Consider the following 25,788-nt stretch of genomic DNA (forward strand, 5'->3'; position numbering starts at 1 on the left):
TTAAATTTGACGCTGATTTTTTGACTCCTTCTCTAATAAGGATCGACAGCATGGCAATGCGTCTGGCAGTGGTTCTCCTGTTTCTCTATTCCACCCCGATTCTGTCGGCTGCCCAGCCCGTTCCCAACGAGCCGGACGCGGCCCGTGAGCGCTTGATGAGTTTTATCGAGGATTGAAACGCGCTGGGTTAAAGATCAATAAAACTGATAGCTACTATGCATAAAGGTCGCTAGTTATCTTCTGTTTTTTGATCGATTCTGTGGGCACTGAAACATGCCCACGGAGATCACCATGGCCAGCACCATCCTCACTTCTGCCAAACACGGCGCCTACCTGGCCATTGGTCTTTACGTGGCCATGGTGTTGGTCGTCAGCCTTTCGGCTCAATCGCAACACAGCCTTCAAGCACCGATTCAGGTCGCTTATCCCGGTATCCAGTTCGAACACCGCGCTCAACACGCGGTGGTTGATGACGTCGACTTGGCGGGGGTGGCAGGGGCATGAAAGGACGCAGACTCTGGGTCATCGCCTTTCTGGCGTTCATGACCAATGGCGCTTCGTTGTTAGGGATCGGGCAGGGCTCGGCGGGCTCGGTGGCACGGGCCATCGAATGCAACCACAACATCGCCCACAACATCCAGACCGCCAAGGCGCTGGAGTTGCTGGTGGGTAATCCGCCGAGCAAATCCAATGGCGAATTTTTCGGGCCATTCCAGGTGGATTGCTCGGCGTTGGGGATGTGTGAAGTGTTGGCTTGATTCCCTTACCTGCACACACCCACACCTGTAGCAGCTGCCGAAGGCTGCGTTCGGCTGCGAAGCAGTCGTAAAACCAGAGCTTGCGGTGCATCACTCAGACCGCATCAGCCGAGTTTACGACTGCTACGCAGCCGAACGCAGCCTCGCACGCTCGGCAGCTGCTACAAAGGCTGCTTCTGCATCACACCGGTGAACAGATCCGATTCCAGAAAGCGCTGCAACCAGCCCTGCAATCGCACATAAGGCGTTTGCCCGAACCACTCGCGATCCACATGGGCGAATTGCCGCACGAACGGCATCAAGGCGACATCCGCCAGGCTCGGGTGCTCGCCCAGCAAGTAGGCGCGCCCCTCCAGCAATTGATCCAGCTTGCGCAAGAACACCTCGCCCTCGGCGCGATAAAACGTCATTGGCTGCTCAGGATATCGTTCGGCGTATTTGTAGCGATTGAGGTGCACCTTGAACACCTCATCGTTTTCTTCGATCAGCCCGGCGATGTATCGCTGCCCGACAGGGTCATCCTTGAGCAACCAGTCCTGCGGGTCGTTCTGCGCCAGCGCCCAGCGCATGATTTCCAGGCTTTCATCGATCACCCGGCCGTCCACGCTAAGCACCGGTACCGTGCCTTTGCTCGACAGCGCGAGCATTTCGGCCGGTTTGGCCTTGAGGCTGACCTCGACGATATTCACCGCAACCCCCGAATAACGCAGGGCCATGCGAGCGCGCATGGCGTAGGGGCAGCGGCGGAACGAATACAGCGTGATCATTTCACCTCCAGGGTACTCAGGCCGTTGCCCTGGCGGTGGACCTGGATCTGCACCGGAATCCGTTCATGCATTTCCTGTACGTGGGAAATCACCGCGACCTTGCGTCCCTGCGCTTGCAGGCCGTCGAGGGCGTCCATGGCCAGTTGCAGGGATTCGGGGTCGAGGCTGCCGAAGCCTTCGTCGATGAACAGCGATTCGATTTTCAGCGTGCTCGATGCCATCGATGCCAAACCGAGCGCCAGCGCCAGCGACACCAGGAACGTCTCGCCACCGGACAGCGAATGCACCGAGCGCAGTTCATCGCCCATCTCGGTGTCCATCACCAATAACCCGAGCATGCTGCCGCCCCGTTTCAGGCGATAGCGCCGCACCAGTTGCCGCAACTGGACGTTGGCGTGATGCACCAGCAGGTCGAGGTTGTAGGCCTGGGCGATTTTGCGGAAGGTGTCGCCGGTGGCCGAACCGATCAGCGCACTCAAGCGCGCCCAGCGCTGGTACTCGGCATAGGCGTCGGCGATCTGCTGCGTCAGCGCCTGATTGGCGTTTTGTCGACGCTGATCTTCGGTTTGTTCGGCACGCAATTCGGCGCAGCGATGCTCGCTGGCGGCGAACAGGTTTTGCAGCTCGGCCAGTGCCGTGGCCAGTTGTCCGGCGTCCAGGTTGCCGTTGTGCTGCGCCTGATGATCGCGCAAGCGCTGATCCCGCTCCTGCAACAGCACCTTGGCTTGCGCGATGTCTTGTTCACTTTGCTGCAATCGTTGACGCAGCTCGCTGAGCTGTTGGTCGTTGACACCGAGCAGCGCTTCCAGCCCACCGTCGTCCAGCTCCGGATGCTGCGCGCGCCAGTCGGCGATCTTGCTGCTCAGCTCGCGGTCTTCGCTTTCCAGGGCTTGCGCACGTTCCTGTTGCGCCTTGAGTTCGGCGGCCAGTTGCACCAGCCCCGTGCGCACGCTTTGCAGTTCCTGATTGGCCGTCGCTTCGGCATTGCGTGCCTGCTCGACGGCCTGATCCAGTTGCTGTTGCCATTGTTCGGCGCTGGCGTGTTCGCCCAGCAGTTGCGTCAGTTTTTCCTGGCAAGCCTGTTGTTGCCCGGCCAACGCGCTGAACTGCTGCTGCGCGGCGTCCAGTTGCTGGGTGCGGGTCTGCTGGCGGTCCTGTTCTTTGTCCAGCGTCTGCTGGCGTTGTTGTTGCTCGCCGAGTTCATCGCGCTGCTGCTCGAGTTGTTGCAGGCGCTGGGCGATCTGCTGGTCAAGCTGCATGAAAGTCGCGGCGGGTTCGTTGCGCAGCGCTTCCAGCGTCTGGGCTGGCAGCAGGCTGCTGAACGCGCTCAGCTCTTCGTCCAGGCGTTGGCGATCGCTGCTCAACTCCCTTTGCTGGTTGAGCAGGTGTTGTGTCGCCTGTTGGTTCGCCGCTTCGGCGCTGCGCAGTTGTTGCGCCAGTCGCGCGGCATCCTGTTGCAGGGTGAGCAGGGCAGTTTGCCGCTGTTCGTCCTGGGTGATGCTCTGGTTCAGCTGGCTGCTTTGTTGGGTCAGCCAGGCATCGCGTTTGTTCGCGTCCTGGGCCAACAGTTGGGCGGACAACGGGTGCGCTTCCAGGCTCGGTGTCAGGCTCTGTTGTTGAGTGGCGAGTTGTTCTTGCTGCTGCAGCAATTCCTTTTGTTGAGCAATCAAGCCGCCAACTTCTGCGCGCAGCTCGGTGAGTTTTTCCTTGAGCAGGTCGACGGCTTTCTGGGCGTTGGCCTGTTCGTTTTCATCGTGCCGACCGAGGCTTTGCAGCAAGGCTTCGGGCTGATGATAAGGATGGTCCGGGCTGCCACAAACCGGGCACGGCTGATCGTCCAGCAGTTGTGCACGCAGCTCTTCGACGCTGGCACTGCGTGCCAGGCGCTGACGTTCCAGCAGTTCGCGGGTGACGGTCAGGGTCTGTTCGGCGACCGTCAATTCGGCCTTGGTCTTCACCCCGTCCTGGGTCAGGCGATCACGCGCTTGCTGCGCGGTGAGCTGGCGCTGTTGAAGTTCGGTGCCGCGCTTGTCCAGTTCCTGTTGGCTGGCCCACAGCCGCGTCAGTTCTTCAATGGCCCGCAGTTGCTTGCGGTTGTCCTGTAGCAGGCTGCCAAGGATCTGAATCTGCTCGGCCACGGCTTCGGGTTCGGCGCCAGCCTCTTTGTACAGCAGCTCCAGGCTCTGGCGTTGAGCGGCCAGATCCTCGGCGGCGCGGGTGGCGCTTTGCTCCAGGGCGGCCAGTTCGGACTGGCCCTTGTTCAGGCGATTGCCGATCAGCATCAGTTGTTGCAGACGATCACGGTAGGCGTTCCAGGCATCGCTCAGTGGCGCCAGATGAGTGCTCTGCTCAAGCTCACCGGCGATACGCTGCAACCGTTCTGCGACCTGTTTCTGCTGGTCAAGCAAGCCCTGAATCGTACTTTGGCCCTGAGTGCTGGCCAGTTCTGCCTGCTGCTTGAGGTCGGCACTGAGGCTGGCGTCCTTGACCAGGCGGGCGAGGGTGCTTTGCTCTTCGAAGGCCTGACGCAGCAGCGGCGCGCTGGTGCTGTGTTGGCTTTGTGCGGCGGCCAGTGCCGTTTGCGCCGCGCTCAGGCTGTGTTCGAGCTGAGCCTGACGCGCGTTCAGTTCGGTTTGCTGTTGGGTATGCTGCTGAATCTGTGCCGCCAGCGGTGTGAGCTGGGTGGTCAATTCGGTCTTTCGCGCGAATTGGTGCCGTTGCGGGGCCAATTGCTCCAGACGGGTCAGCTTCAAGCGCTCGCCGGCCAGGCTGTCCCAGTGTTGTTGGGCGGACTGCAGTTGCTCGGAGGCGCTCTGTTGCGCGTCCTGCAACTGACGCAAATCCTTGAGCCAGGTGTGTTGCAGCTCCAATTGCTTGAGCTGCGCCTGCTGGGTCTTGAGTTGCTGCTGCGCGTCATTGAAGCGGTCATCGAGCTCGGCCCGGGCTTCAGGCGACAGTGGCGTGACCCCGGTGGCCTGGTCCTGCAACAGCTTGTGGGCTTCGCGTGCTTCTTTGGTCTTGTCGAAGGCGCGGCGACCGAGGCGGGTGTAGAGCGCGGTGTCGGTGAGCTTTTCCAGCAGTTCGCTACGGTCGTTGTCGTCCGCCTTGAGGAACGCACTGAACTCGCTCTGGGCCAACAACACGGCGCGGGTGAACTGTTCGAAGTTCAGGCCCAGCGCGGTTTCGAGCTGAGTCTTGTACTCGCCTTTCTGGCTGGCCAGCAGTTGATCCTGATCGATGTCGCGCAGGCTCTGGCGACTGGCTTGCAGCTTGCCGCCGGCCTTCTCCCGAGCGCGATTGGCCTCCCAGCGCGCGCGATAGCGACGACCGTCGATGCCGACGAAATCCACTTCGGCATAACCTTCGCCGGTGCCACGACGCAGCAGGGTCCGCGGGTCGCCGGTGCCGATTTCGCCATCAGCGTCCGGAACCTTGGCATCGCGGCCGGTATTGTTCAGCCGCGGCACGGCGCCAAACAGCGCCAGGCACAGCGCATCGAGCAGAGTGCTTTTGCCGGCGCCGGTCGGCCCGGTAATCGCAAACAGGCCGGCACTGGCCAAGGGTTCGGCGGTGAAGTCGATTTCAAACGGCCCGGCCAGGGAGGCGAGGTTTTTCAAGCGGATCGCGAGGATTTTCATGGCTGTTCGCTCTCCATCTGCACATCTTGCAGCAGCTCGGCGAAGTCCCTGAGCGTTTGCTCGTCGACCTCGCTGCCGTAGTTGTCCTGCCAGGCGCGGCTGAACAGTTCCTGCGGCGTCAGTTGGTCCAGTTCGATCAAGGTGGCGCCGTCCTCGACGCCGTCGCGGCTGCCGTTGCCGGCGTATTCGGCGGCAATCCGCACCAGCCGTACCGCTTTGCCTTGCAGGGCTGTTTCCACTTGATGGCGCAGGTCCGGTTGCGGTTCATCGAGGCGCACCCGCACTTCCAGCCACGGCTGGCGCTGGATGTCGGCGAGCAGGTCAATGTTGGGCAGGTCGGCCAGTTGCAGCAGGATCTCCGCCAGCGGCGCGGGGCCGAGGCGTTGCAGGTTCACTGGTCGGGGAATGAGCTTCGGTTCGACGCTGAGCAGGGTTTCGCCATCCAGTTTGATGTCGAGAATCTGATGCTGATAACCGATCTCGGAGAATGACAGCGGGATCGGCGAGCCGCTGTAGCGGATGCGCTCTTCACCGTTGACCTTCTGCGGCTTGTGCAAATGCCCGAGGGCGACATAGCTGACGCTCGGCCCGAACAGGCTGGCAGGCAGGGCTTCAGCGTTGCCGATGATCAGGCTGCGCTCGGAGTCCTCGGACACCGAACCGCCGGCCATGTGCGCATGGCTGATAGCGATTAGCGCCTGACCCGGCTTGCGCTTGGCGTTCGCCGCTTCAATCAGCCATTCGTGAACCTGGCCGATGCCGCGCAAATAGTTGTCACCCAGCTGCGCGCCGGTCACTTCGGCGGGGCGCAGGAACGGCAGCGCCAGGCACCAGGCAGCGATTGCGCCGCTGGCATCCGGCAACGGCAGCAACAGGCGTTCGGCATCCAGTTGGCCGTCATCCAGCCACAGCACGCGCCCCAGGGCGTGAGTGCGCAAGCGGCGCATCAACGGCGCGGGCAGTTCGATGCGCGAGCCGGAGTCGTGGTTGCCGGCGATCATCACGATGGTCAGCAAGGGCTGCTGCTCGTGGGCGCTGACGATGAAATCGTAGAGGCGTTCCTGGGCTTTGACCGGCGGGTTGACCGTGTCGAAGATATCGCCGGCAATCAGCAGCACATCAGGCTGGTCCAGCTTCAGCTGACGCAGCAGCCAGTCGAGAAAACAGGCGTGCTCGAAATCGCGTTCCTGGCCGTGCAGGTTCTGCCCAAGGTGCCAGTCGGAGGTGTGGAACAGACGCAAGGCGTACTCCGCAACAAAATAAGGTGATGGCCGCGGGGGAAATGATGGCGGCTAAAGAGGGGAGAGTTTACTGGGAAAAAGCGAAATAGGTTAACGCTGGCGTACTACGTTTCGAAATTGGAGTGAGATTTTCTTCTGTCGCTGTTTCGTTTTTGCGCTAAGCATAGATGCATGAGAAAGAGTTGCCATCTGTAAATGCTGAGCTATGGTTTTATGGGACATAAAATCAATCTCTTATAATCTGTTAGAGAGTGTCTACATGGAAAGCAGCCACGACCCCCTAAGGCACCTTCGGTATTTAAGGCAGTCTCTTTCTCAAGATAATGAATCGATAGGGTTTTTCCTGTCTGCGGGTTGCCCGCTATCAGTACCAATGCCGGATGGTGAATGGCCGTTGATTCCTGATGTGCTAAACCTAACTGAGCACATCAATAGAGAGCTTGCGACAAACTTGAAGTATGTTTGTTTGTTAGATGAGTTGGTCAAGGCAGAAAGAAATTCAAGAAATATAGAGGATATACTAAGCTTTATAAGAAGCTTGTCGCTAGTGTCAAAGGGAGGGAGTGTTAGAGGGCTGAGTGAGAGTGATTTGCTTGAGCTGGAAAAGCTGATCTGCAAGGAGATAGTGAAGAAAATAAATGTTGTGCTCCCTGGTGATGAAACTCCCTATCATCGATTTTGTAGTTGGATTCGATCTATTGATAGAAAAAATGCGATAGAGGTTTTTACGACAAATTATGATTTGTTGGTTGAGCAAAGTCTTGAAGATTTAGAGGTTCCATATTTCGATGGTTTTGTTGGTGCAAGAAGGTCTTTTTTTGATTTAAGAGCGGTCGAAGACAATCTCATACCAAAACATTGGACAAGATTGTGGAAGATACATGGGTCTATAAATTGGTATCAAGAGTTCCATGATGGCCAGAAAAGGGTTTTTCGATCTTCAGAAGTTAAGGAGGAAGCGTCGCATTTAATTTATCCTTCGCACCTTAAATATGAGGAAAGTAGGAAGATGCCTTATTTGGCACTAATCGATCAGTTGACCCGATTCGTACGTAAGAAGTCATCACTGCTAATTCTATGCGGTTATTCATTTAATGATGGTCATTTAAATGATGCAATTGTCAATGCATTGAAAGCGAATCCTACAGCGATGGTTTTGGGGCTCATGTTCGGGGAGTTTCATAGGCGAGATGCGTTAGGTGAGATTGTTGAAAGTTATCCTGAGGCGATAAGGCTGGCAAGGAAGCAGCATAATTTAAATATTTGGACTTCTGATCGAGCTGTTATTGGTACGACCGTGGCAAACTGGAAGAAAGGTTCGTATGCAGAGGGGGCAGACGATAATTTGTTGAGTTTTGTTAGGCGTGAAGAAGTGAAGGGTGCGAGTCAAATAGTTAGGGATTTTATTTCGTTAGGAGATTTTTCGGTCTTTACAGATTTTCTAAAGAGCATTATTGGTTCTTCTAAGGAGGGTGATAATGTCAAGTAAGGAAACGTATCTTGGGGATGTTCAAGATGTAAATGGGACTTCGGTAAGTATCGTTCTGTCAAAAAAATCTATGACCGGTTTTGTTTATATTGATGGTCAGGGGTATAGGGTTGGTCAGATTGGAAGTTTTATTCGTATCCCCATTGGATTTACCGATTTATTCGGAATTGTCAGTCAAGTGGGAGCAAGTGCTATACCTGATAGCCAGATAGATAGTGTGATTTCTGGTGATCGATGGATGAAAATTCAGTTAATTGGTGAAGGGCAGCGTAATGGGATTTTTGAGCGCGGGCTATCTCAGTATCCGACCATTGGCGATGAAGTGCATCTTGTCTCCGAGAAAGAACTAAAAAACATATATGGACAGCCTGATAAACCGTACTTTGTAAAAATTGGTCATATTTCAAATGCAGATTCAATTCCTGCGCTAATAGATGTTAATAAGCTGATCACTAGGCACTCTGCGGTAGTAGGTACCACAGGCTCCGGTAAGTCTACCACCGTAGCTAGTATAATGAATGCGCTGTCTGACTGTGACAAGTATCCATCATCTAGAATAATAATGTTGGATCTGCATGGGGAGTATGGTTCGGCTCTAAAGGATAGGTCTAATATTTATAAGATCAATGCTGATAAAACCTCGAGGCTTCGTGAGAAGTCACTCCATATACCATTTTGGGCTTTGAACTTTGATGAGTTGTGTGAAATAAGTTTTGGGGATTTTTCGAGTGAGAAGGATAAGAATATAGTTCTTGAAAGGGTGCAAAAGTATAAAAATGACTCTATCCAAAAACACCCCAAAAAGGGAGCCTCTGCCGATACACTGAGTGTGGATTCACCCGTTCCTTTCAGTATCCATGATTTGTGGTATGAGTTATATGTAGAGACTTTTGGTACGTATTATAATAAAAAGCCAGGGAGGCCAATTGATAATCTTGCTTATGAGTTGGATGCAAAAGGGGTTGAACTCAAGGGTAATCCAAAGAAGGGTATACCTCCAATTTTTAGAAATGTAAAAAATGATAAGGATGATGAGGAGAAGATTAATTACATCCCCGGCTCATTGAATCTCGGGAAGCAGCTTCTGTTATTGGGTTCAAAGCTTAGAATTCCACGGTATGATTTTATATTTCAGCCGGCAGATTGGAATCCGGACTCCGACGGTAAAGTTGTTCGTGATCTAGATGGTCTTTTGAAAGACTGGATAGGTAGCGAAATGCCAATAACTATTTTGGACTTGTCAGGTGTTCCAGCTGATATTTTGCAGACCACTATCGGGGCTTTGTTGCGTATTTTATACGAGGCGTTATTTTGGGCTAGGAATTTATCGCAGGGAGGGAGGCATAGGCCGTTACTGATCGTAATGGAGGAAGCGCACATTTATTTAAATGACGATTTTAAAGGGATGGCTTCTAAGGTGGTTCAGCGAATAGTCAAGGAAGGGAGGAAATATGGTATAGGCGCAATGATCGTTAGTCAGAGACCCTCTGAAATTGATTCGACGATACTCTCCCAGTGCGGAACATTTTTTGCTCTTAGGTTGGCCAATTCAACTGATAGAAATCATATTACCTCTACGCTATCTGATAATCTGGATGGGCTCACTAGCATGTTACCTATCCTAAGAACAGGTGAGGCAATAATCCTCGGAGAGGCAGTGAAGCTACCAATGCGAACATTTATTATACCTCCTCCAAAGAATGCAAGACCTGATAGTCAAGATCCAGTAGTATATGATGAAGTCTCTTCTGATATGTCTCTTAATCCGGGTGGATGGGGTATCGCAATGGAAAAAAACTCAAATTATGATGAGTTGAGCGAGACTTGGAGAGCTCAAAATCCCAAGATTGATAAAATTAAATAGTGGGGTAAGGTTATGGAAAGAATACCTGTTGTGTCGAGTAATATTTTGTCCGTGGGCTATGACCCTGAAAGTGAAGTGCTGGAGATCGAGTTTAATAATCACGCCATTTATCAGTATTTCGATATAAACGAAAGAATTTATGAGGGTTTGATAGGTGCTGCTTCGGTTGGTGGGTATTTCGCAAGCTGCATTAAAGGTGTGTACCGGTTTTCGAAGGTCTAGGGTGTGTAAGGCCTTTATTGCAGTTTAAAAGTCGTGTTTCTGAATTTGTTGTCGTTTTTTTGAGGTGATGTCAGATTTGCTTGAGTCGGTGTGGCTAGTCAGATGGTTGGTTTAGTGGACGTTGTTTTTCAATGTTAGGTGCTGCATTGGCATGAGCCACTGCAGCACCGTGTATAAATTTCGATGCAATCAAAATAAAAAGTCGAAGTCCCTACTTGGGATAAAGCGGCGGCAACCCGCTGTCGCCGACCACGCCTTGAAACCCTTCGGCCGTCGGGATCGCCCGGATGGCGCGCCAGAGTTCTTCGCCTTGCCAGTACTGGCCGGTTTCGCTGTAGAGCGCGCCGTTCAGGCCGTCGAGGGCATCGGACAGCGGCACGAAGCGGGCGGCCATGTCGGCCAGGGTTTCCGGTTGTTGCCGGGCCCAGGCGTCGAGGGCCTGGCGGGTGGCGTGGGTGTCGTTGGCCTGGCAGGCGCGTTTGAGGTCGTCGAGCAGCGTGCGTGGGCTCGGGCCGGTCTGCGCTGCCCGCAGGACTGCCGGTTGCGAGCGGGCGCGCCACCAGAGGCCGAAGCCTAGCAGGGTGGTGCAGGCCAGAATTGCCGTGCTGAGTTTCCACCACCAAAGGGCTTCGTTGCTGGCGCCGGACATCACCAGCGGGCTGCTCGCCGGGGTGTCGACGATCAGGCTCGGATTGCTCGCCACTTGCAGCGTGCGGGCCGGCAGGCTGGTGTGTTCCAGATGATCCTCGAAGGTGTTCCACCAGATTACTTCAACGCTCGGCAAGTCGATGTCGCCGGTGCGGGTCGGCACCAGGGCTTCACGATCCTCGCGACTGCCGACCAAGCCACGCTCTCCGCTCTGGTTGCTCAGCACCGGTTGATCCGGGTAGCGCCGCAGGCCGTTGATCTCGGTGGCGGGCAACGGTGGCAGTTGAGAGCTGGCGAGGCCTTCGGCGCTCAAGGTCAGGCTGCGGGTCAGCGAGTCGCCGACCTGCGCATGATCCGGTTCCGGGCTCCAGCTTTCACTCAGGCTCAGGCTGCGGGCCGGTAGCCAGGGAACATCGGCTGGATAACTGCCGGGCTTGGCCTTGACCGTCAGCGGAATCTCGGTGGAACTGACGCGCATCAATTTGCCCGGTTTTGGCCCCTGGGGCGATCCGTCCTGGGACGGTTGGGCATCGACCAGTGTGGCACTGAACACTTGCGCCGGAATGGTCAATACACCGCTGTGCTGTGGGTAGATCGCGTAGCGCATTTCGATCACGCCGTGGCGCAAACCGTTGATGGCTTTCTCGTAGGTGCGCGACTCGCCCAGTTGTTCGATGCGCGCATCGGGAATCTGCAACGGGGTCAGGCTGCTGTCGTCGTACAGCGACACCGAATGATAAATGCGCAAGGTCAGGATCGCCTGAGCCTGCACATAGACGCTGTTTTGGTCGAGGCTGGCTTCGATGAACACCGGCGCAAGCGTGTTGCTGCTGTCCTGGGTTTCGCTTTCGATCACCTGCACGGTAATCGGTTGGCTCTGCGCCTCGCCCAGTTGCAGTGACGGAATTACCACACTGCCGTTCTGCCGGGGCAGTAGGGTGATGATCCAGCGGGTGGTCGCTTGAGTGTTGCCGTTGAGGGTGTTCGGTTGGTTGACCTGACGGGTACCGCGCACCTCGAACTGCGGCTCCAGCGGAGTCAGGTCGGGTTTGCCGAACTGGGTCACGTCGCTGGATTCCAGAGTCAGTTCGACCGTCTCCCCGGAACTCAGGCGACTGCGATCGACACTGGCGACCAGCTCCGCGGCCTGGGCCTGAGCGGTCCACAGAAGCAGTGCAAGCAAGAAGGCGGTGAAGCGGGTCATCGAGTTTTTCCCTGATCCTGATGTTGTTGCTGTTCGTACCAGAATTTGCGCCGGAGCAGTTCGCCGGGGTCATCCGGGATCTTGCGCAACCATTGCTCCAGCGCCTGTTGCTGTTCGCCTTCGAGCATGTCGCTGGCGGGGCGCCGTGGTGGCGTGGTGCTTTGTTCATCCCCCAATTCGCTGTCCGGAACTTCATTGGCGCCCGATTGCGGTGGTGCCGTGGGCGGCTGCTCGGCGTCCGGCGTGGCCTGTTGGGCGTCGGTTTTCGGCTCGCCATCACTCGGCTGGGTGGCGCTGCCCGGTGGCGGTTCCTGAGGCATGGTTTCGGTTTCGCCCTCGGCGGTTTTGTCCGGCTCGACGGGCGGTGTAGCGGTTTTCTGCTTGAGCAGCGTTTCCACCAGTGCCTTGTTGGTCAGCGCCGGGCGCAGGTCTGGCTGAAGCTCCAGCGCTTGCTCATAAGCATCCAGCGCCGCTTCCAGTTCACCGCTTTTGGCCAGTGCGTTACCCCGATTGTAGTGGGCGTGGGCGTCGTTGCCTTGGGCAAACCGCTGGGCGGCGCCACTGTAGTCGCCGGCTTCATAGAGCGCCACACCTTGCCATTGCGGGTCTTCGAAATGCTGCGCGGCTTCGGCAGGGCGCTTTTGTTTGAGCAAGTGCAAACCCTGCTGATCGGGCCGCAGCCACAGGTCTTCGAAATCGAAGGCGTAACTCGGTTGCGGCAGCAGGAACAGCAGCGGCAAGCAGAACAGCCAGCCGCGACGCCCGGCACAGGCGGCCAGCAATAATAACGGCAGCAGCAGCCAGTAACCCTGATCGGCCCAGGTGTCGAGGCGCAACGTCTGGCCGTCGTGGCGCAGGTCCCGTGGGCCGTCGAGCAGGCCGAGGTCGCGCAGGTCGGCATCGTCCAGGCGTGCCTGGGCGTAACCTCCACCCAGGCCATTGGCAAAGGCTTTCAGGCTGGGGCCGTCCAGATGCGGCACCAGAATCGCGCCCTGATCGTCCTTGAGGAAACTGCCGTCGTCCTGTGCGACCGGCGCACCTTCGGCGGTACCGATGCCGAGCATCAGAAATTGTGTGGACTTGGCGTCCAGCGCCTGACGAATCCCTTGGCGTTCGTGTTCCGTCAGCGACGAACCGATCAGCAGGATTCGCCCCTGGCCAAGGGCTCCCTGATCCAGCAGCGTCAGGGCCTTGGCCACCGCCAGATCGGCGCGATGACCGGCCTGGGGCATCAGCGACGGCTTGAGCGCATCCAAAAGATTGCGGCTGGTCGACAGGTCATCCGACAGTGGCACCAGCGTATGGGCGCTGCCGGCGTAGACGACGATGGCGGTCTGCGCGTCGCTGCGGTTTTGCAGCAGATCCAGCAGTTTGCGCCGGGCCTGTTCCAGCCGGTTTGGCACCACGTCGGCGGCAAGCATTTCCGGGGTCAATTCAAGCAGCACCACCAGCGGGTCAGCGGGTTTCTGGCCGGTTTGCTCAACGCGTTGCCAGCTCGGCCCCAGCAGGGCCAGCACGGTCAGCACCCAGGCCAGGCCCAGGGCGACCCACGGCAGTTTGCTCTCGCGACCGCTGCCACCACTGAGCAAGGCGGCATGGAAGGCCGGTGGCAGAATCATTTGCCAGCGACCCGCGCGCTTCTGCCGGTGCCAGAGTTGCCAGAGCAACCAGCCCAGCAACGGCAGCAATAGCAGCCACCAAGGGCGGAACCAGTATGGCCAGAGAGCGATCATCGGCGCCTCCGCAGACGCAGGCGTTTGAGGCGCTGACGCCAGTCGGGCAGTTGCGTATGCAGAAACCGCTCTTTGGTAAACAGCTTCTTGGTGAATAGACGTTGCAACGGGTTATCCGGCCAGCGCTCACGGATCACCAGCAGCATGCTCAACAGCAGCGCCATCGCCAGAGGCCAGTGATACAACGCCTGGGCCGGACGGGCCTGCGTAGGTTGCTGGGCTACCGGTTCCAGTTTGTCGAGGGTGGTCTTGATCGCCTGCAATTCCTGGCCGTCGCGGGCGCGGAAATACTGGCCTCCGGTGGCTTGGGCAATGGCTTTCAAGGCCGGCTCGTCGAGGTCCAGGCTCGGGTTGATGCCCAGGAAGCCCAGGGTGCCGCTTTGTTCCGGGTCGGCGCCAATGCCGATCGGGTAGATTTTTACGCCTTCATTCGCCGCCAGGCGTGCGGCGGTCAGCGGATCGATTTCGCCGCCATTGTTGGCACCGTCGGTGACCAGAATCAGCACGCGGCTTTGTGCCGGGCGTTGGCGCAGGCGTTTGAGGGCCAGGCCGATGGCGTCGCCGATGGCGGTGTTCTTGCCGGCAATACCGATTCGCGCTTCGTCGAGCCAGACACGCACGGTATGGCGGTCGAAGGTCAGCGGCGCTTGCAGATAGGCCTGGCTGCCGAACAGGATCAACCCGACCCGGTCGCCATCGCGACTTTCGAGAAAATCACCGAGCAAATGTTGCACCAGTGACAGTCGGCTGACGTCTTCGTCCTGCCACTGCATGTCGGGGAAGTCCATTGAGCCGGAGACGTCCACCGCCACCAGCAAATCGCGGCCACTGGCGGCAATCGGTAGCGGTTCGCCGAGCCATTGCGGGCGCGCCGCGGCGATCAGCAGCAATAGCCACATCAGAATGAACGGGGCTTGCTGGCGCCAGGTCGGCAGGTTGGCCCGGGCGCGGCGGCGAGCGAGGCCTTCGAGGTCGCTGAGGAAGCTGACCTTGAGCGCCGGTTCGCCACTGTCGGCCACCGGCAACAGCACCCGCATCAGCCACGGTAGCGGCAGCAGGGCGAAAATCCACGGCCAGGCGAACTCAAACATGTTTGCGAATCCAGGTGTCGACGGCTTGAGTCAGGCCGGCGATGGCCTTGTCGTCGAGTTTGCATTCGGGCTTGTAGGCACCTTCCACCAGCACCATCCAGCGCGTGAGGCCGGCAGCCGGGCAGCGGTTATCAAGGAACGCCAGCCATTGGCGGCCGTTGAGGGTGTGGCTCTGGCTGTAGGGGTAATGGTTGCGGCACAGGCGTTTGAGCAAACCGTTGAGTTGCTGCAGCCAGGCACCGGCCGGGGCGCCGTCGTAGGGTTTGGGCATCAGCGCGAGTTCGGCCAGGGCGGCGAGGCGCACCGGGTCCAGCGGTTGTTCAGCGCGCACGACAGGGCGCTTGTCCGGAATGAAGCGTCGCAACTGCCATACGCCGAAACCGATCAGCGGCAGCAACAACAGCAGCAGCCACCAGCCCGGTGCCGGCGGCCAGAAGCCGATCGGTGGCGGGGAAATCAGCGGTTGCAGTTGATCGAGGCTGCTCATCGACCTTTCCCCGGACGTTGTGGGTTCAGGTATTCACGCAATTGCTCGACCATTTCGCTTTGGGTGCTCAACGGCATCAGCAACACCCGCAGCTTCTGCGCCAGCAGCTCCCAGCGGTCAATGCGTGCTTCCGCTTGGGCGCGATAGGCCTGGCGCAGGTCGAAATTCAAGGTGTCGAGTTCCAGTTGCGCGCCGTGTTCGGCAAAACGAAGCAGGCCGGCGGCGGGCAGGGCGTGATCCAGCGGGTCGGACACCGGCAGCAGCAACAGGTCGCAATGGCGCGACAACAGGCTCAGTTGCTGCTCGGCACTGTCGGACAAGGCGCGTTCGTCGCAGATCACAATCACCAGGCTGCCGGGGCGCAGCACTTCCCGGGCGCGGCGCAGGGCAATGCCGAAGGCATCGCGGTCCGGTTCGCGCTCGGTGTGCAGCGATTGATTGACCCGCACCAGCCGGTTGAGCAGTTGCAGCAGGCTCTGCTTACTGCGTCGCGGCTTGATTTCGTAATGCTCGTTGTCGCCGAACACCAGCCCGCCGACCCGGTCGTTATGCCCCAGCGCGGCCCAGCCAATCAGGCTCGCGGCCTGGGCGGCCAGCACCGACTTGAACATCAACCCGGAGCCGAAAAACAGCCGACGGCTCTGTTCAACCATGATGAAAATCGGTCGTTCGCGCTCCTCATGGAACAGCTTGGTGTGCGGTTCCTGGGTCCGGGCGGTGACGCGCCAGTCGATGCTGCGCACATCATCGCCGGCCTGATAGACCCGCACCTGATCGAAGTCCACCCCGCGCCCGCGCAGTTTGGAGTGGTGCAGGCCGATCAGCGGGCTGCGCTGGCTCGGCGTGGAAAACAGCTGCACTTCGCGCACGCGATGGCGCATCTCGATCAGCTCGGCGAGGCTGATGCGGATGCCTGGCTCGGGCGGCAGAAGGGTGTTCATCGGGGTCAAGCGACGGCTACGACGTCGAGAATCCGCTGGACCACCCGGTCCTGGTCGATGCCAGCGGCTTCGGCTTCAAAGGAAAGAATGATGCGGTGACGCAACACATCGAACAGCACCGCTTGAATGTCTTCCGGGCTGACGAAGTCGCGACCGGCCAGCCAGGCGTGGGCCCGGGCGCAACGGTCGAGGGCGATGGAACCGCGTGGACTGGCGCCGTAGGCGATCCATTCGGCCATTTCCGGGTCGAACTTGGCCGGGATCCGCGTGGCCATGACCAGTTGCACCAGGTATTCCTCCACGGCGTCGGCCATGTACAACCCGAGGATTTCCTTGCGCGCGGCGAAGATCGCCTGCTGGCTGACCCGGCGTTCAGGTTTGGTTTCGCCGTGCAGTGCTTCGCCACGGGCCTGTTGCAGAATCCGTCGTTCGACGGTGGCGTCGGGGAAGCCGATTTTCACGTGCATCAGGAACCGGTCGAGCTGGGCTTCGGGCAACGGGTAGGTGCCTTCCTGCTCGATGGGGTTTTGCGTGGCCATGACCAGAAACAGCGGCGACAGCTCGTAGGTGCTGCGCCCGACGCTGACCTGGCGTTCGCCCATGGCTTCGAGCAGGGCCGACTGGACCTTGGCCGGGGCTCGGTTGATTTCGTCCGCCAGCACCAGGTTATGGAAGATCGGGCCTTGCTGGAACACGAAGCTGCCGGTTTCCGGGCGATAGATTTCCGTGCCGGTGATGTCGGCCGGCAGCAGGTCGGGGGTGAACTGGATGCGATGGAACTGTGCTTCGATGCCTTCGGCGAGTTCTTTGATGGCCTTGGTCTTGGCCAGCCCCGGGGCGCCCTCGACCAGCATGTGACCGTCGGCGAGCAAGGCGATGAGCAAGCGCTCGATGAGTTTTTCCTGGCCGAGAATCTGCGTTGAAAGAAAGGTTCGCAGCGCGAGCAGCGCTTCACGATGTTCCATCGATGACTGTTCCTGGAAAGGGTGACCGAAGACGTTCGAATAACGCCAGGGCTGGGGGCGTTACTTTAATCCATCGCGGGGGGCGCCGACTAACGGCATTTTGTAGAAATGTGCGGATTAACGCTCGTTCCCACGCTCTGCGTGGGAATGCATCACCGGACGCTCTGCGTCCCGCTTTAAAATCGTGACGCAGAGCGTCACAGGCTGCATCCCCACGCAGAGCGTGGGAACGATCACTAAACCGCCATCAGATTTCGCTGATGTAAGTACCAATCCCATTGAGGATGTTCTGCAAGGTTTCTTCCACCTCAGCCAGATCGCTGGCATCGGTACTGTGCAGGATTTCCAGCGAATCATTGCCACCCAGCGCATCGGCGTCCACGGCGGCGATTTCGATCAGCAGACGGTCAGGGCTGAGGGTGACTTTCACGCCATCCAGGGCCGAAGGCTTGTCGTGGAAGATGATCTCCAGCTCGTCCTCGTCCGGAAAGCGGCTCATCAGGAACATTTCGCCCTCGGCACTGGTGCAGCAGAGCATGGCCAGATTGTCTTCTTCGTCATCGCACGGGTTGACGATCAAGAGGTCGGTTGTGATTTGCATGGGAAAAATCCTGGCTCGGCGAGCGTTGTGAACACAACAAACGGCAATTCTGCCAGCCCTCGGGAATTTCTGCTTGGCTGAGTGTCTGAGGATGTGTCGTGAACATCCGATGCATCTCGAGTCATTTCTGGTACGAAGGTGCCGTAAAACCGGGCATAAAACGCCCATTTTTCTGCACGGCTGCTAGTGTTGTTCGAGGCGCATGCCACGAGTTACGTGCCGATGACCGAATATGTCGCAGCGCTGCAAGCACGGCCCTTGCCGCACTGGTTAAGCTGCGCAACGGATGAGCACCCGTAAAGGCATTGACGATGGCTGCGATGGTAGCCCCGCCAGTCGTTTTTGCAGATGCCCATTCAATGGAAGGTGAATGTGACCTGAGTGTCTCGTCCAGCTTCACCCAACTGTCGTCCTGTTTCCTCTGCCCGAGAATCAGGAACAGGGTGACGGATTGCCCCGAAAGGGGTTTGCACGCGACGCTTCCATCAATAACAAGCCCAAGCGGAGTACCACAGATGGCGTTCTTCACCGCAGCCAGCAAAGCCGACTTCCAGCACCAACTGCAAGCGGCACTGGCGCAGCACATCAGTGAACAGGCACTGCCACAAGTGGCGCTGTTCGCCGAACAATTTTTCGGCATCATTTCCCTCGACGAGCTGACCCAACGTCGGTTGTCCGACCTCGCCGGTTGCACCCTTTCTGCATGGCGCCTGCTTGAGCGCTTTGATCACGCTCAATCGCAAGTGCGTGTCTACAACCCCGATTACGAACGCCACGGCTGGCAGTCGACCCACACCGCGGTCGAAGTGCTGCACCACGATCTGCCATTCCTGGTGGATTCGGTGCGTACCGAGCTGAACCGTCGCGGCTACAGCATTCATACCCTGCAAACCACTGTGCTGAGCGTGCGTCGCGGCAGCAAGGGTGAGCTGTTGGAAATCCTGCCGAAAGGCACCCAGGGTGAAGGCATTCTGCAAGAATCGCTGATGTACCTGGAAATCGACCGTTGCGCCAACACGGCCGAATTGAATGTCCTGACCAAAGAGCTGGAGCAGGTTCTCGGTGAAGTCCGCGTTGCGGTCGCCGATTTCGAACCGATGAAAGCCAAGGTCCAGGAGCTGATCGAAGGCATCGACAATAGCCAGTTCGCCATCGACGCCGAAGAAAAATCCGAAATCAAGAGCTTCCTGGAATGGCTGGTGGGCAACCACTTCACCTTCCTGGGCTACGAAGAGTTCGTGGTGGGCGAGGATCAGAACGGCGGTCACATCGACTATGACCAGAGCTCGTTCCTCGGCCTGACCAAGCTGCTGCGCGCCGGCCTGACCGTCGATGACCTGCGCATCGAAGACTACGCCGTCAACTACCTGCGTGAACCGACGCCGCTGTCGTTCGCCAAGGCGGCACACCCAAGCCGTGTCCACCGTCCGGCCTACCCGGACTACGTGTCGATCCGCCAGATCGATGCCAACGGCAAGGTCATCAAGGAATGCCGCTTCATGGGCCTGTACACCTCGTCGGTGTATGGCGAAAGCGTGCGGGTCATTCCTTACATCCGTCGCAAGGTCGAGATCATCGAGCAGCGCTCGGGCTTCCAGGCCAAGGCTCACTTGGGCAAGGAACTGGCCCAGGTACTTGAAGTGTTGCCTCGCGATGACCTGTTCCAGACGCCGGTGGATGAGTTGTTCGCTACCGTGATGTCGATCGTGCAGATCCAGGAACGCAACAAGATCCGCGTATTCCTGCGCAAAGACCCGTACGGTCGTTTCTGCTACTGCCTGGCCTATGTGCCGCGTGACATCTACTCCACCGAAGTGCGCCAGAAGATCCAGCAAGTGCTGATGGATCGTCTGAAAGCCTCTGACTGCGAGTTCTGGACCTTCTTCTCCGAATCCGTGCTGGCCCGTGTGCAGCTGATTCTGCGGGTCGACCCGAAGAACCGTCTGGACATCGACCCGGTTCTGCTGGAAAAAGAAGTGGTGCAGGCCTGCCGCAGCTGGCAGGACGACTACGCCAGCCTGGTGGTCGAGAGCTTCGGCGAAGCCCAGGGCACCAACGTGCTGGCCGACTTCCCGAAAGGCTTCCCGGCTGGTTACCGCGAGCGCTTCGCCGCCCACTCGGCTGTGGTCGACATGCAGCACCTGCTGAGCCTGAGCGAAAAGAATCCGCTGGTGATGAGCTTCTATCAGCCGCTGGGTCAGGTATCGGGCCAACGTGAGCTGCACTGCAAGCTGTATCACGCCGACACGCCGCTGGCGTTGTCCGATGTGTTGCCAATCCTGGAAAACCTCGGCCTGCGCGTACTGGGTGAATTCCCGTATCGCCTACGCCACAACAGCGGTCGCGAGTTCTGGATCCACGACTTTGCGTTCACGGCTGCCGAAGGCCTGGAACTCGACATCCAGCAACTCAACGACACCTTGCAGGACGCTTTCGTCCACATCGTGCGTGGCGATGCAGAGAACGATGCGTTCAACCGTCTGGTACTGACCGCCGGCCTGCCATGGCGCGACGTGGCGCTGCTGCGCGCCTATGCCCGTTACATGAAGCAGATCCGTCTGGGTTTCGACCTGGGTTACATCGCCAGCACCCTGAACAACCACACCGACATCGCTCGCGAGTTGACCCGGTTGTTCAAAACCCGTTTCTACCTGGCGCGCAAGCTGGCCAGTGACGATCTGGAAGACAAGCAACAACGCCTGGAACACGCGATTCTGAGCGCACTGGACGATGTTCAGGTGCTCAACGAAGACCGCATCCTGCGTCGTTACCTGGACCTGATCAAGGCGACCCTGCGGACCAACTTCTATCAGACCGATGCTCACGGTCAGAACAAGTCCTACTTCAGCTTCAAGTTCAACCCGCACCAGATTCCAGAGCTGCCGAAGCCGGTTCCGAAGTTTGAAATCTTCGTTTACTCGCCGCGCGTCGAAGGCGTGCACCTGCGCTTCGGCAACGTGGCTCGCGGCGGTCTGCGCTGGTCCGACCGTGAAGAAGACTTCCGCACCGAAGTCCTGGGCCTGGTAAAAGCCCAGCAAGTGAAGAACTCGGTCATCGTGCCGGTGGGGGCGAAGGGTGGCTTCCTGCCGCGTCGCCTGCCACTGGGCGGCAGCCGTGACGAGATCGCGGCCGAGGGCATCGCCTGCTACCGCATCTTCATCTCGGGCCTGTTGGACATCACCGACAACCTGAAAGACGGTGCGCTGGTACCGCCGGCCAACGTCGTGCGCCATGACGACGATGACCCGTACCTGGTGGTGGCGGCGGACAAGGGCACTGCGACCTTCTCCGACATCGCCAACGGTATCGCCATCGACTACGGCTTCTGGCTCGGCGACGCGTTCGCATCTGGCGGTTCCGCCGGTTACGACCACAAGAAAATGGGTATCACCGCCAAGGGCGCGTGGGTCGGCGTACAACGCCACTTCCGCGAACGCGGTATCAACGTCCAGGAAGACAGCATCACCGTGGTGGGCGTCGGCGACATGGCCGGTGACGTGTTCGGTAACGGCTTGCTGATGTCCGACAAGCTGCAACTGGTCGCAGCCTTCAACCACCTGCACATCTTCATCGACCCGAACCCGGAGCCTGCCAGCAGCTTCGCCGAGCGTCAGCGCCTGTTCGACCTGCCGCGTTCGGCCTGGTCGGATTACGACACCAGCATCATGTCCGAAGGCGGCGGTATCTTCTCCCGTAGCGCGAAGAGCATTGCCATCTCCGAGCAGATGAAAGAGCGCTTCGACATTCAGGCCGACAAGCTGACCCCGACCGAACTGCTCAATGCCTTGCTCAAGGCACCGGTAGACCTGTTGTGGAACGGCGGTATCGGCACGTACGTCAAAGCCAGCAGCGAAAGCCACGCCGATGTCGGCGACAAGGCCAACGATGCACTGCGCGTGAACGGTAACGAACTGCGCTGCAAGGTTGTGGGCGAGGGCGGTAACCTCGGTATGACTCAGCTGGGTCGCGTCGAGTTCGGCCTCAATGGCGGCGGTTCCAACACCGACTTCATTGACAACGCCGGTGGCGTGGACTGCTCCGACCACGAAGTGAACATCAAGATCCTGCTGAACGAAGTGGTTCAGGCCGGCGACATGACCGACAAGCAGCGTAACCAGTTGCTGGCGAGCATGACCGACGAAGTCGGTGGCCTGGTGTTGGGCAACAACTACAAGCAGACCCAGGCATTGTCGCTGGCGGCCCGTCGCGCGTTGCCACGGATCGCTGAATACAAGCGCCTGATGAACGATCTGGAAGCCCGTGGCAAGCTGGATCGCGCCATCGAGTTCCTGCCGTCGGAAGACGCGATCAACGAGCGCGTCGCGGCAGGCCATGGCCTGACCCGTGCCGAGCTGTCGGTGCTGATCTCCTACAGCAAGATCGACCTCAAGGAGCAGTTGCTGGGCTCCCTGGTGCCGGACGACGACTACCTGACCCGTGACATGGAAACCGCTTTCCCGCCGACGCTGGTCAGCAAGTTCTCTGCCGCCATGCGCCGTCACCGCCTGAAGCGCGAAATCGTCAGCACCCAGATCGCCAACGATCTGGTCAACCACATGGGCATTACCTTCGTTCAACGGCTCAAAGAGTCGACCGGCATGAGCCCGGCGAACGTGGCCGGCGCTTACGTGATCGTGCGTGACATTTTCCATCTCCCGCACTGGTTCCGTCAGATCGAAGCCCTGGATTATCAGGTCTCGGCCGACGTACAACTGGAGCTGATGGACGAGCTGATGCGTCTGGGCCGTCGCGCTACGCGCTGGTTCCTGCGTGCCCGCCGCAACGAGCAGAACGCCGCCCGTGACGTCGCGCATTTCGGTCCGCACCTGAAGGAGTTGGGCCTCAAGCTTGACGAACTGCTCAGTGGCGAGATTCGCGACACCTGGCAGGCTCGCTATCAGGCGTACGTCGAAGCCGGTGTGCCGGAGTTGCTGGCACGCATGGTGGCTGGCACCACGCACCTGTACACCCTGCTGCCGATCATCGAGGCTTCCGACGTGACCGGCCAGGATCCAGCAGATGTGGCCAAGGCCTACTTCGCCGTGGGCAGTGCGCTGGACATCACCTGGTACCTGCAACAGATCAGCGCCCTGCCGGTTGAAAACAACTGGCAAGCCCTGGCCCGTGAAGCGTTCCGCGATGACGTCGACTGGCAACAACGTGCGATCACCATCTCGGTCCTGCAACAGGGCGACGGCACCCAGGACGTGGAAACACGCCTGGAGCTGTGGATGGAGCAGAACGAAGGCATGATCGAACGCTGGCGCGCCATGCTGGTGGAAATCCGTGCCGCCAGTGGCACTGATTACGCCATGTACGCGGTGGCCAACCGTGAATTGCTGGATGTCGCGTTGAGCGGTCAAACGGTAGTACCTGCCGTTATCACCGCTACTGCGGGTGCCGAGCTGGAACCGGCTGCCTGATTGAGCGTTGAATGAAAAAGCCCCGTCTCGAGAGAGACGGGGCTTTTTTTTTGCCTGACGGTTTTTTTTGGGGGGGGCTGGTCGGGCCTCTTCGCCTCAGCGATCAGTTCTGCAAAGGAATCAACACTTTCTCATCCGGGGCCAACACCATGAACACCAACAGCTTGGCGGGTTGGGTGGCGCTGGCATTTTTCGAGACCAGATGTTCCGAACCGGCCGGCTCATACCAGAATTCGCCAGCCTTGTAGGTAATCGCTTTTTCGCCTTTGACTTGAGAAGTGATCTCCCCCGAAAGCACATAGGCCATGGCCGTACCCTGGTGTTTATGGGCAATGGAAGATTGGCCCGGCTGGTAATCGACTTCGATCATCAAGGCTTTTTTGCCAGGTGCGTTTTTTAGCATCTGATCTTGCAGGATGGTGACATTTTCCGAAGGGGCGGCGGTTTTGTCGGCGAATGCCGAGGCTGAAACGCTCAGGGCCAGGGCGGTGAGAGAGGCGGCAAAAAAACGAAGTGCATTCATGGTGGATTACCTGTGGTGGTGAGTCGTCAGGGACCACGGTAAGCCGCGCCGTCGGGCAATCAAACGGCCAATTTGCCGGAAGGTGAGGGGACCAATCACTGATGTTACGTTCCCCGTAGCAGCAGCCTCGCAGGCTCGACAGCTGCTACGGGGCTGCGATCTTTTGATCTTGTTTTAGACGATAGGAAAGCTGTTGAAGTCGACGGCATTGGCCAGTCGGCTGTCGATCAGGCCGATAAAGCCTTGCACTTCGGGGCGATTGAAATGCGCTTGCATGGCCGCCTCCGATTGCCAGCGGGCGCTGACCGTCCAGCGGGTGTCGTCTTCGGGGCAGCGGTCGACCATATAGCCGTCACAGCCCGGAAGTTCGCGCAGGGTGTCGACAATCTTTTGCAGTTGTTTGCCCAGTTCGTCCGAGCGACCGGCGGCAGCTCGTATCTTTACGGTGTTGAACACTTGGTTGGACATTACTCACACTCCTGAATCAGGCCGGACGAATCCTGCTCATTGAGGGATAACGCTCATGCAGGATAGGCCTGCCTCCTTGGGCCGCCAATAGCCAATCACCGGATAAAACCGCAGACCAATCCCTCAACCAACCTGCTGCAAAATGTCCCGCAAACGGTCCAGGGCGATGTCGATGTCCAGGGTTTCGATCGCCCCGAATCCCAGGAAAAGCCCGGCCCGTGGCGTTTGCTGGTAAAAAAAATCGTCCAGGGTATAGAGCCCCACTTCGACTTTTTTCGCGAGTTCGATCACCAATGGAATATCGACCGGCACCTTGCACAGTACCGCCATGTGAAACCCGGCCGTGGTCGGCACCGCTTCGAACCATGGCGAAAGGTCGCCCGCCATCCTCGCCAGGATCCGTTCGCGGCGCCCGGCGTAAATCGTGTGGCAACGCCGGATGTGCTTGAGCAGACAGCCTTCGGCGATGAACTTGGCCAGCGCCCATTGGGGCAGGGTGGAGGTGTGCCGGTCGGTGAGTTGCTTGGCGCTGATCACCGCTTCGAGAATCGCCGGCGGCAAAATCGCATACCCCAGCCGCAACTCCGGCAACAGGGTCTTCGAGAAGGTGCCGACGTAGGCGACGATGCCGCGTTCATCCAGGCTTTGCAGCGAGTCGGTGGGCCGTCCTTCATAGCGGAACTCGCTGTCGTAATCGTCCTCGATGATGATCGCCCCCAGTTCGTGGGCCCGCTCCAGCAGCGCCAGCCGACGCTCGTGGCTCATGGGCATGCCCAAGGGGAACTGGTGCGAGGGGGTGACATAAATCAGCCGCGTGCCGTCGGGAATGTGCTCGACCTGGATGCCTTGCGCATCGACCGGCACGCCGACCACCGTTGCGCCATGAGTCCCGAACAACAGGCGCGCCGGAGGATAACCGGGGTCCTCCATGGCCACGAGGCTGCCCGGTTGGGTCAACACCCGGGAAATCAGGTCCAGCGCTTGCTGCGCGCCATTGCACACCACCACGTCTTCGTCCCGACAATTGACCCCGCGGGAAAATGCGATGTGCTGTGCGATTGCATTGCGCAGCGCCGGCAGGCCTTCGGGCTGGCTGTAGAAACCCTTGGAGCCGGCGATCTGGCGCAAGGCATGGGAGGTACAACGGCGCCAGTCGTCCTGCGGAAATTGGCCCTTGCTGGTTGCACCACCGATAAAGTCGTAGCGCAGCGAGCCTTCCAGCGTCGGGTGGCGCAAGAACGTCGGCAACTTGCGCCAGCTCTCGATGACATCGAAGCTGGCCAATTCCGAATGGCTCTGTTTACGGACGACTTTTGCCGCCCGGGCATTGACGTAGGTGCCTTTGCCGATCACCCCGGTGAGGAAGTTTTCGTAGGTCAGTTGCGCATACGTGTCGGAAATGGTCTTGCGCGAAATCCCCAGTTGTTCGGCCAGCAAACGGCTGGGCGGCAGCTGCGTGCCGGCTGCCAGGCGCCCGGATTCAATGGCGCTGCGCAGTTGCCGGTACAGCTGGCCTGCCAGATCCTTGCGGCCGTTGATGACAACGTGAAGTTCCATACCGGCGGGGCTCCTGGGCGATTGTGAGGCGACTGTGCGTCGCGCCAGATTACCTGCATGAGTGACTGCACAGAAGTTGTGTGGGTGAAAAACCGGCGATTGGTCTTCTGTCGGGCGGTCCATGGCTTTTTCGCTGAATTGGCTCTGTAACGCTCGTGCATCAGCGCC

General features: G+C 58.7%; 21 protein-coding genes. 7 read left to right on the plus strand and 14 right to left on the minus strand.

Annotated elements, in window-relative coordinates:
* Positions 1 to 50: 50 nt before the first annotated feature.
* The 3 genes from F475_RS30655 to F475_RS07260 all read left to right on the plus strand — a co-directional run bounded on the left by F475_RS30655 (position 51) and on the right by F475_RS07260 (position 758).
* Positions 51 to 176 carry a hypothetical protein gene (locus tag F475_RS30655; RefSeq protein ID WP_007901166.1) on the plus strand — a complete coding sequence of 42 codons (126 nt, stop codon included), beginning with the start codon at positions 51 to 53 and terminating at the stop codon, positions 174 to 176.
* Positions 177 to 291: 115 nt separating this feature from the next.
* On the plus strand, positions 292 to 504 hold the full coding sequence (locus tag F475_RS07255; RefSeq protein ID WP_018926170.1) for a hypothetical protein: 213 nt from the start codon (positions 292 to 294) through the stop codon (positions 502 to 504).
* Positions 501 to 758, plus strand: a complete 258-nt coding sequence (locus F475_RS07260) for a hypothetical protein (RefSeq protein WP_018926169.1) — start codon at positions 501 to 503, stop codon at positions 756 to 758. Before F475_RS07255 ends, F475_RS07260 begins: the two co-directional genes overlap by 4 nt.
* Positions 759 to 919: 161 nt before the next feature.
* Here the strand turns inward: F475_RS07260 and F475_RS07265 are convergent, their stop codons facing one another.
* Genes F475_RS07265 through F475_RS07275 form a run of 3 tightly spaced genes read right to left on the minus strand, consistent with a single transcriptional unit; the run spans position 920 to position 6,404 of the window.
* Entirely contained in the window at positions 920 to 1,525 is a 606-nt protein-coding gene (locus F475_RS07265; RefSeq protein WP_111453549.1) for a glutathione S-transferase, read from the minus strand.
* The gene (locus tag F475_RS07270) at positions 1,522 to 5,163 is read right to left on the minus strand and encodes an AAA family ATPase (RefSeq protein WP_111453550.1); all 3,642 of its coding nucleotides are present in this window, start codon (positions 5,161 to 5,163) and stop codon (positions 1,522 to 1,524) included. The genes F475_RS07265 and F475_RS07270 overlap by 4 nt, the downstream gene beginning before the upstream one ends.
* Positions 5,160 to 6,404, minus strand: coding sequence for an exonuclease SbcCD subunit D C-terminal domain-containing protein (locus F475_RS07275; protein WP_086946144.1), 1,245 nt, complete (start codon positions 6,402 to 6,404; stop codon positions 5,160 to 5,162). The genes F475_RS07270 and F475_RS07275 overlap by 4 nt, the downstream gene beginning before the upstream one ends.
* A gap of 259 nt (positions 6,405 to 6,663) precedes the next feature.
* Between F475_RS07275 and F475_RS07280 the strand changes: the two genes are divergently transcribed.
* From F475_RS07280 to F475_RS07290, 3 genes are read left to right on the plus strand one after another with little or no spacing between them, the layout of a single operon-like run.
* Complete coding sequence (locus tag F475_RS07280; RefSeq protein WP_111453644.1) at positions 6,664 to 7,893, plus strand: SIR2 family protein; 1,230 nt, start codon at positions 6,664 to 6,666, stop codon at positions 7,891 to 7,893.
* Entirely contained in the window at positions 7,883 to 9,757 is a 1,875-nt protein-coding gene (locus tag F475_RS07285) for an ATP-binding protein (RefSeq protein WP_111453551.1), read from the plus strand. The genes F475_RS07280 and F475_RS07285 overlap by 11 nt, the downstream gene beginning before the upstream one ends.
* Before the next feature lie 12 nt (positions 9,758 to 9,769).
* Positions 9,770 to 9,979 (plus strand): KTSC domain-containing protein, encoded by a 210-nt coding sequence (locus F475_RS07290; RefSeq protein WP_111453552.1) that lies wholly within the window; start codon positions 9,770 to 9,772, stop codon positions 9,977 to 9,979.
* Between the two features lie 211 nt (positions 9,980 to 10,190).
* Here F475_RS07290 and F475_RS07295 read toward each other — a convergent pair whose 3' ends face one another.
* The 8 genes from F475_RS07295 to F475_RS30220 all read right to left on the minus strand — a co-directional run bounded on the left by F475_RS07295 (position 10,191) and on the right by F475_RS30220 (position 18,190).
* Positions 10,191 to 11,831 (minus strand): BatD family protein, encoded by a 1,641-nt coding sequence (locus F475_RS07295; protein WP_111453553.1) that lies wholly within the window; start codon positions 11,829 to 11,831, stop codon positions 10,191 to 10,193.
* A complete protein-coding gene (locus tag F475_RS07300) occupies positions 11,828 to 13,564 on the minus strand; it encodes a VWA domain-containing protein (protein ID WP_111453554.1) in 1,737 nt (578 codons plus the stop codon). The genes F475_RS07295 and F475_RS07300 overlap by 4 nt, the downstream gene beginning before the upstream one ends.
* Positions 13,561 to 14,655: a VWA domain-containing protein gene (locus tag F475_RS07305; RefSeq protein WP_064618194.1), complete on the minus strand. Its 1,095-nt coding sequence runs from the start codon at positions 14,653 to 14,655 to the stop codon at positions 13,561 to 13,563. Before F475_RS07305 ends, F475_RS07300 begins: the two co-directional genes overlap by 4 nt.
* Positions 14,648 to 15,142: a DUF4381 domain-containing protein gene (locus tag F475_RS07310; RefSeq protein WP_019579298.1), complete on the minus strand. Its 495-nt coding sequence runs from the start codon at positions 15,140 to 15,142 to the stop codon at positions 14,648 to 14,650. Before F475_RS07310 ends, F475_RS07305 begins: the two co-directional genes overlap by 8 nt.
* Positions 15,139 to 16,083, minus strand: coding sequence for a DUF58 domain-containing protein (locus F475_RS07315; protein ID WP_018926162.1), 945 nt, complete (start codon positions 16,081 to 16,083; stop codon positions 15,139 to 15,141). Before F475_RS07315 ends, F475_RS07310 begins: the two co-directional genes overlap by 4 nt.
* A 5-nt stretch (positions 16,084 to 16,088) precedes the next feature.
* Complete coding sequence (locus tag F475_RS07320; RefSeq protein WP_007941298.1) at positions 16,089 to 17,048, minus strand: MoxR family ATPase; 960 nt, start codon at positions 17,046 to 17,048, stop codon at positions 16,089 to 16,091.
* A gap of 247 nt (positions 17,049 to 17,295) precedes the next feature.
* The gene (locus tag F475_RS07325) at positions 17,296 to 17,649 is read right to left on the minus strand and encodes a hypothetical protein (RefSeq protein WP_086946140.1); all 354 of its coding nucleotides are present in this window, start codon (positions 17,647 to 17,649) and stop codon (positions 17,296 to 17,298) included.
* 121 nt (positions 17,650 to 17,770) lie between these two features.
* A complete protein-coding gene (locus F475_RS30220; RefSeq protein WP_138867709.1) occupies positions 17,771 to 18,190 on the minus strand; it encodes a hypothetical protein in 420 nt (139 codons plus the stop codon).
* Here F475_RS30220 and F475_RS07330 point away from each other — a divergent pair.
* On the plus strand, positions 18,165 to 23,072 hold the full coding sequence (locus F475_RS07330; RefSeq protein WP_018926160.1) for an NAD-glutamate dehydrogenase: 4,908 nt from the start codon (positions 18,165 to 18,167) through the stop codon (positions 23,070 to 23,072). The two genes, F475_RS30220 and F475_RS07330, sit on opposite strands and share 26 nt — an antisense overlap.
* Before the next feature lie 103 nt (positions 23,073 to 23,175).
* Here the strand turns inward: F475_RS07330 and F475_RS07335 are convergent, their stop codons facing one another.
* The 3 genes from F475_RS07335 to F475_RS07345 form a co-directional block, all read right to left on the minus strand.
* Complete coding sequence (locus F475_RS07335; RefSeq protein WP_018926159.1) at positions 23,176 to 23,595, minus strand: cupin domain-containing protein; 420 nt, start codon at positions 23,593 to 23,595, stop codon at positions 23,176 to 23,178.
* A 174-nt stretch (positions 23,596 to 23,769) separates the two neighbouring features.
* The gene (locus tag F475_RS07340; RefSeq protein ID WP_018926158.1) at positions 23,770 to 24,063 is read right to left on the minus strand and encodes a putative quinol monooxygenase; all 294 of its coding nucleotides are present in this window, start codon (positions 24,061 to 24,063) and stop codon (positions 23,770 to 23,772) included.
* A 123-nt stretch (positions 24,064 to 24,186) separates the two neighbouring features.
* A complete protein-coding gene (locus tag F475_RS07345; protein WP_018926157.1) occupies positions 24,187 to 25,620 on the minus strand; it encodes a PLP-dependent aminotransferase family protein in 1,434 nt (477 codons plus the stop codon).
* Between the last annotated feature and the right edge of the window lie 168 nt (positions 25,621 to 25,788).

The sequence above is a fragment of the Pseudomonas sp. URMO17WK12:I6 genome (assembly GCF_003253625.1).
Classification (GTDB): Bacteria; Pseudomonadota; Gammaproteobacteria; order Pseudomonadales; family Pseudomonadaceae; genus Aquipseudomonas.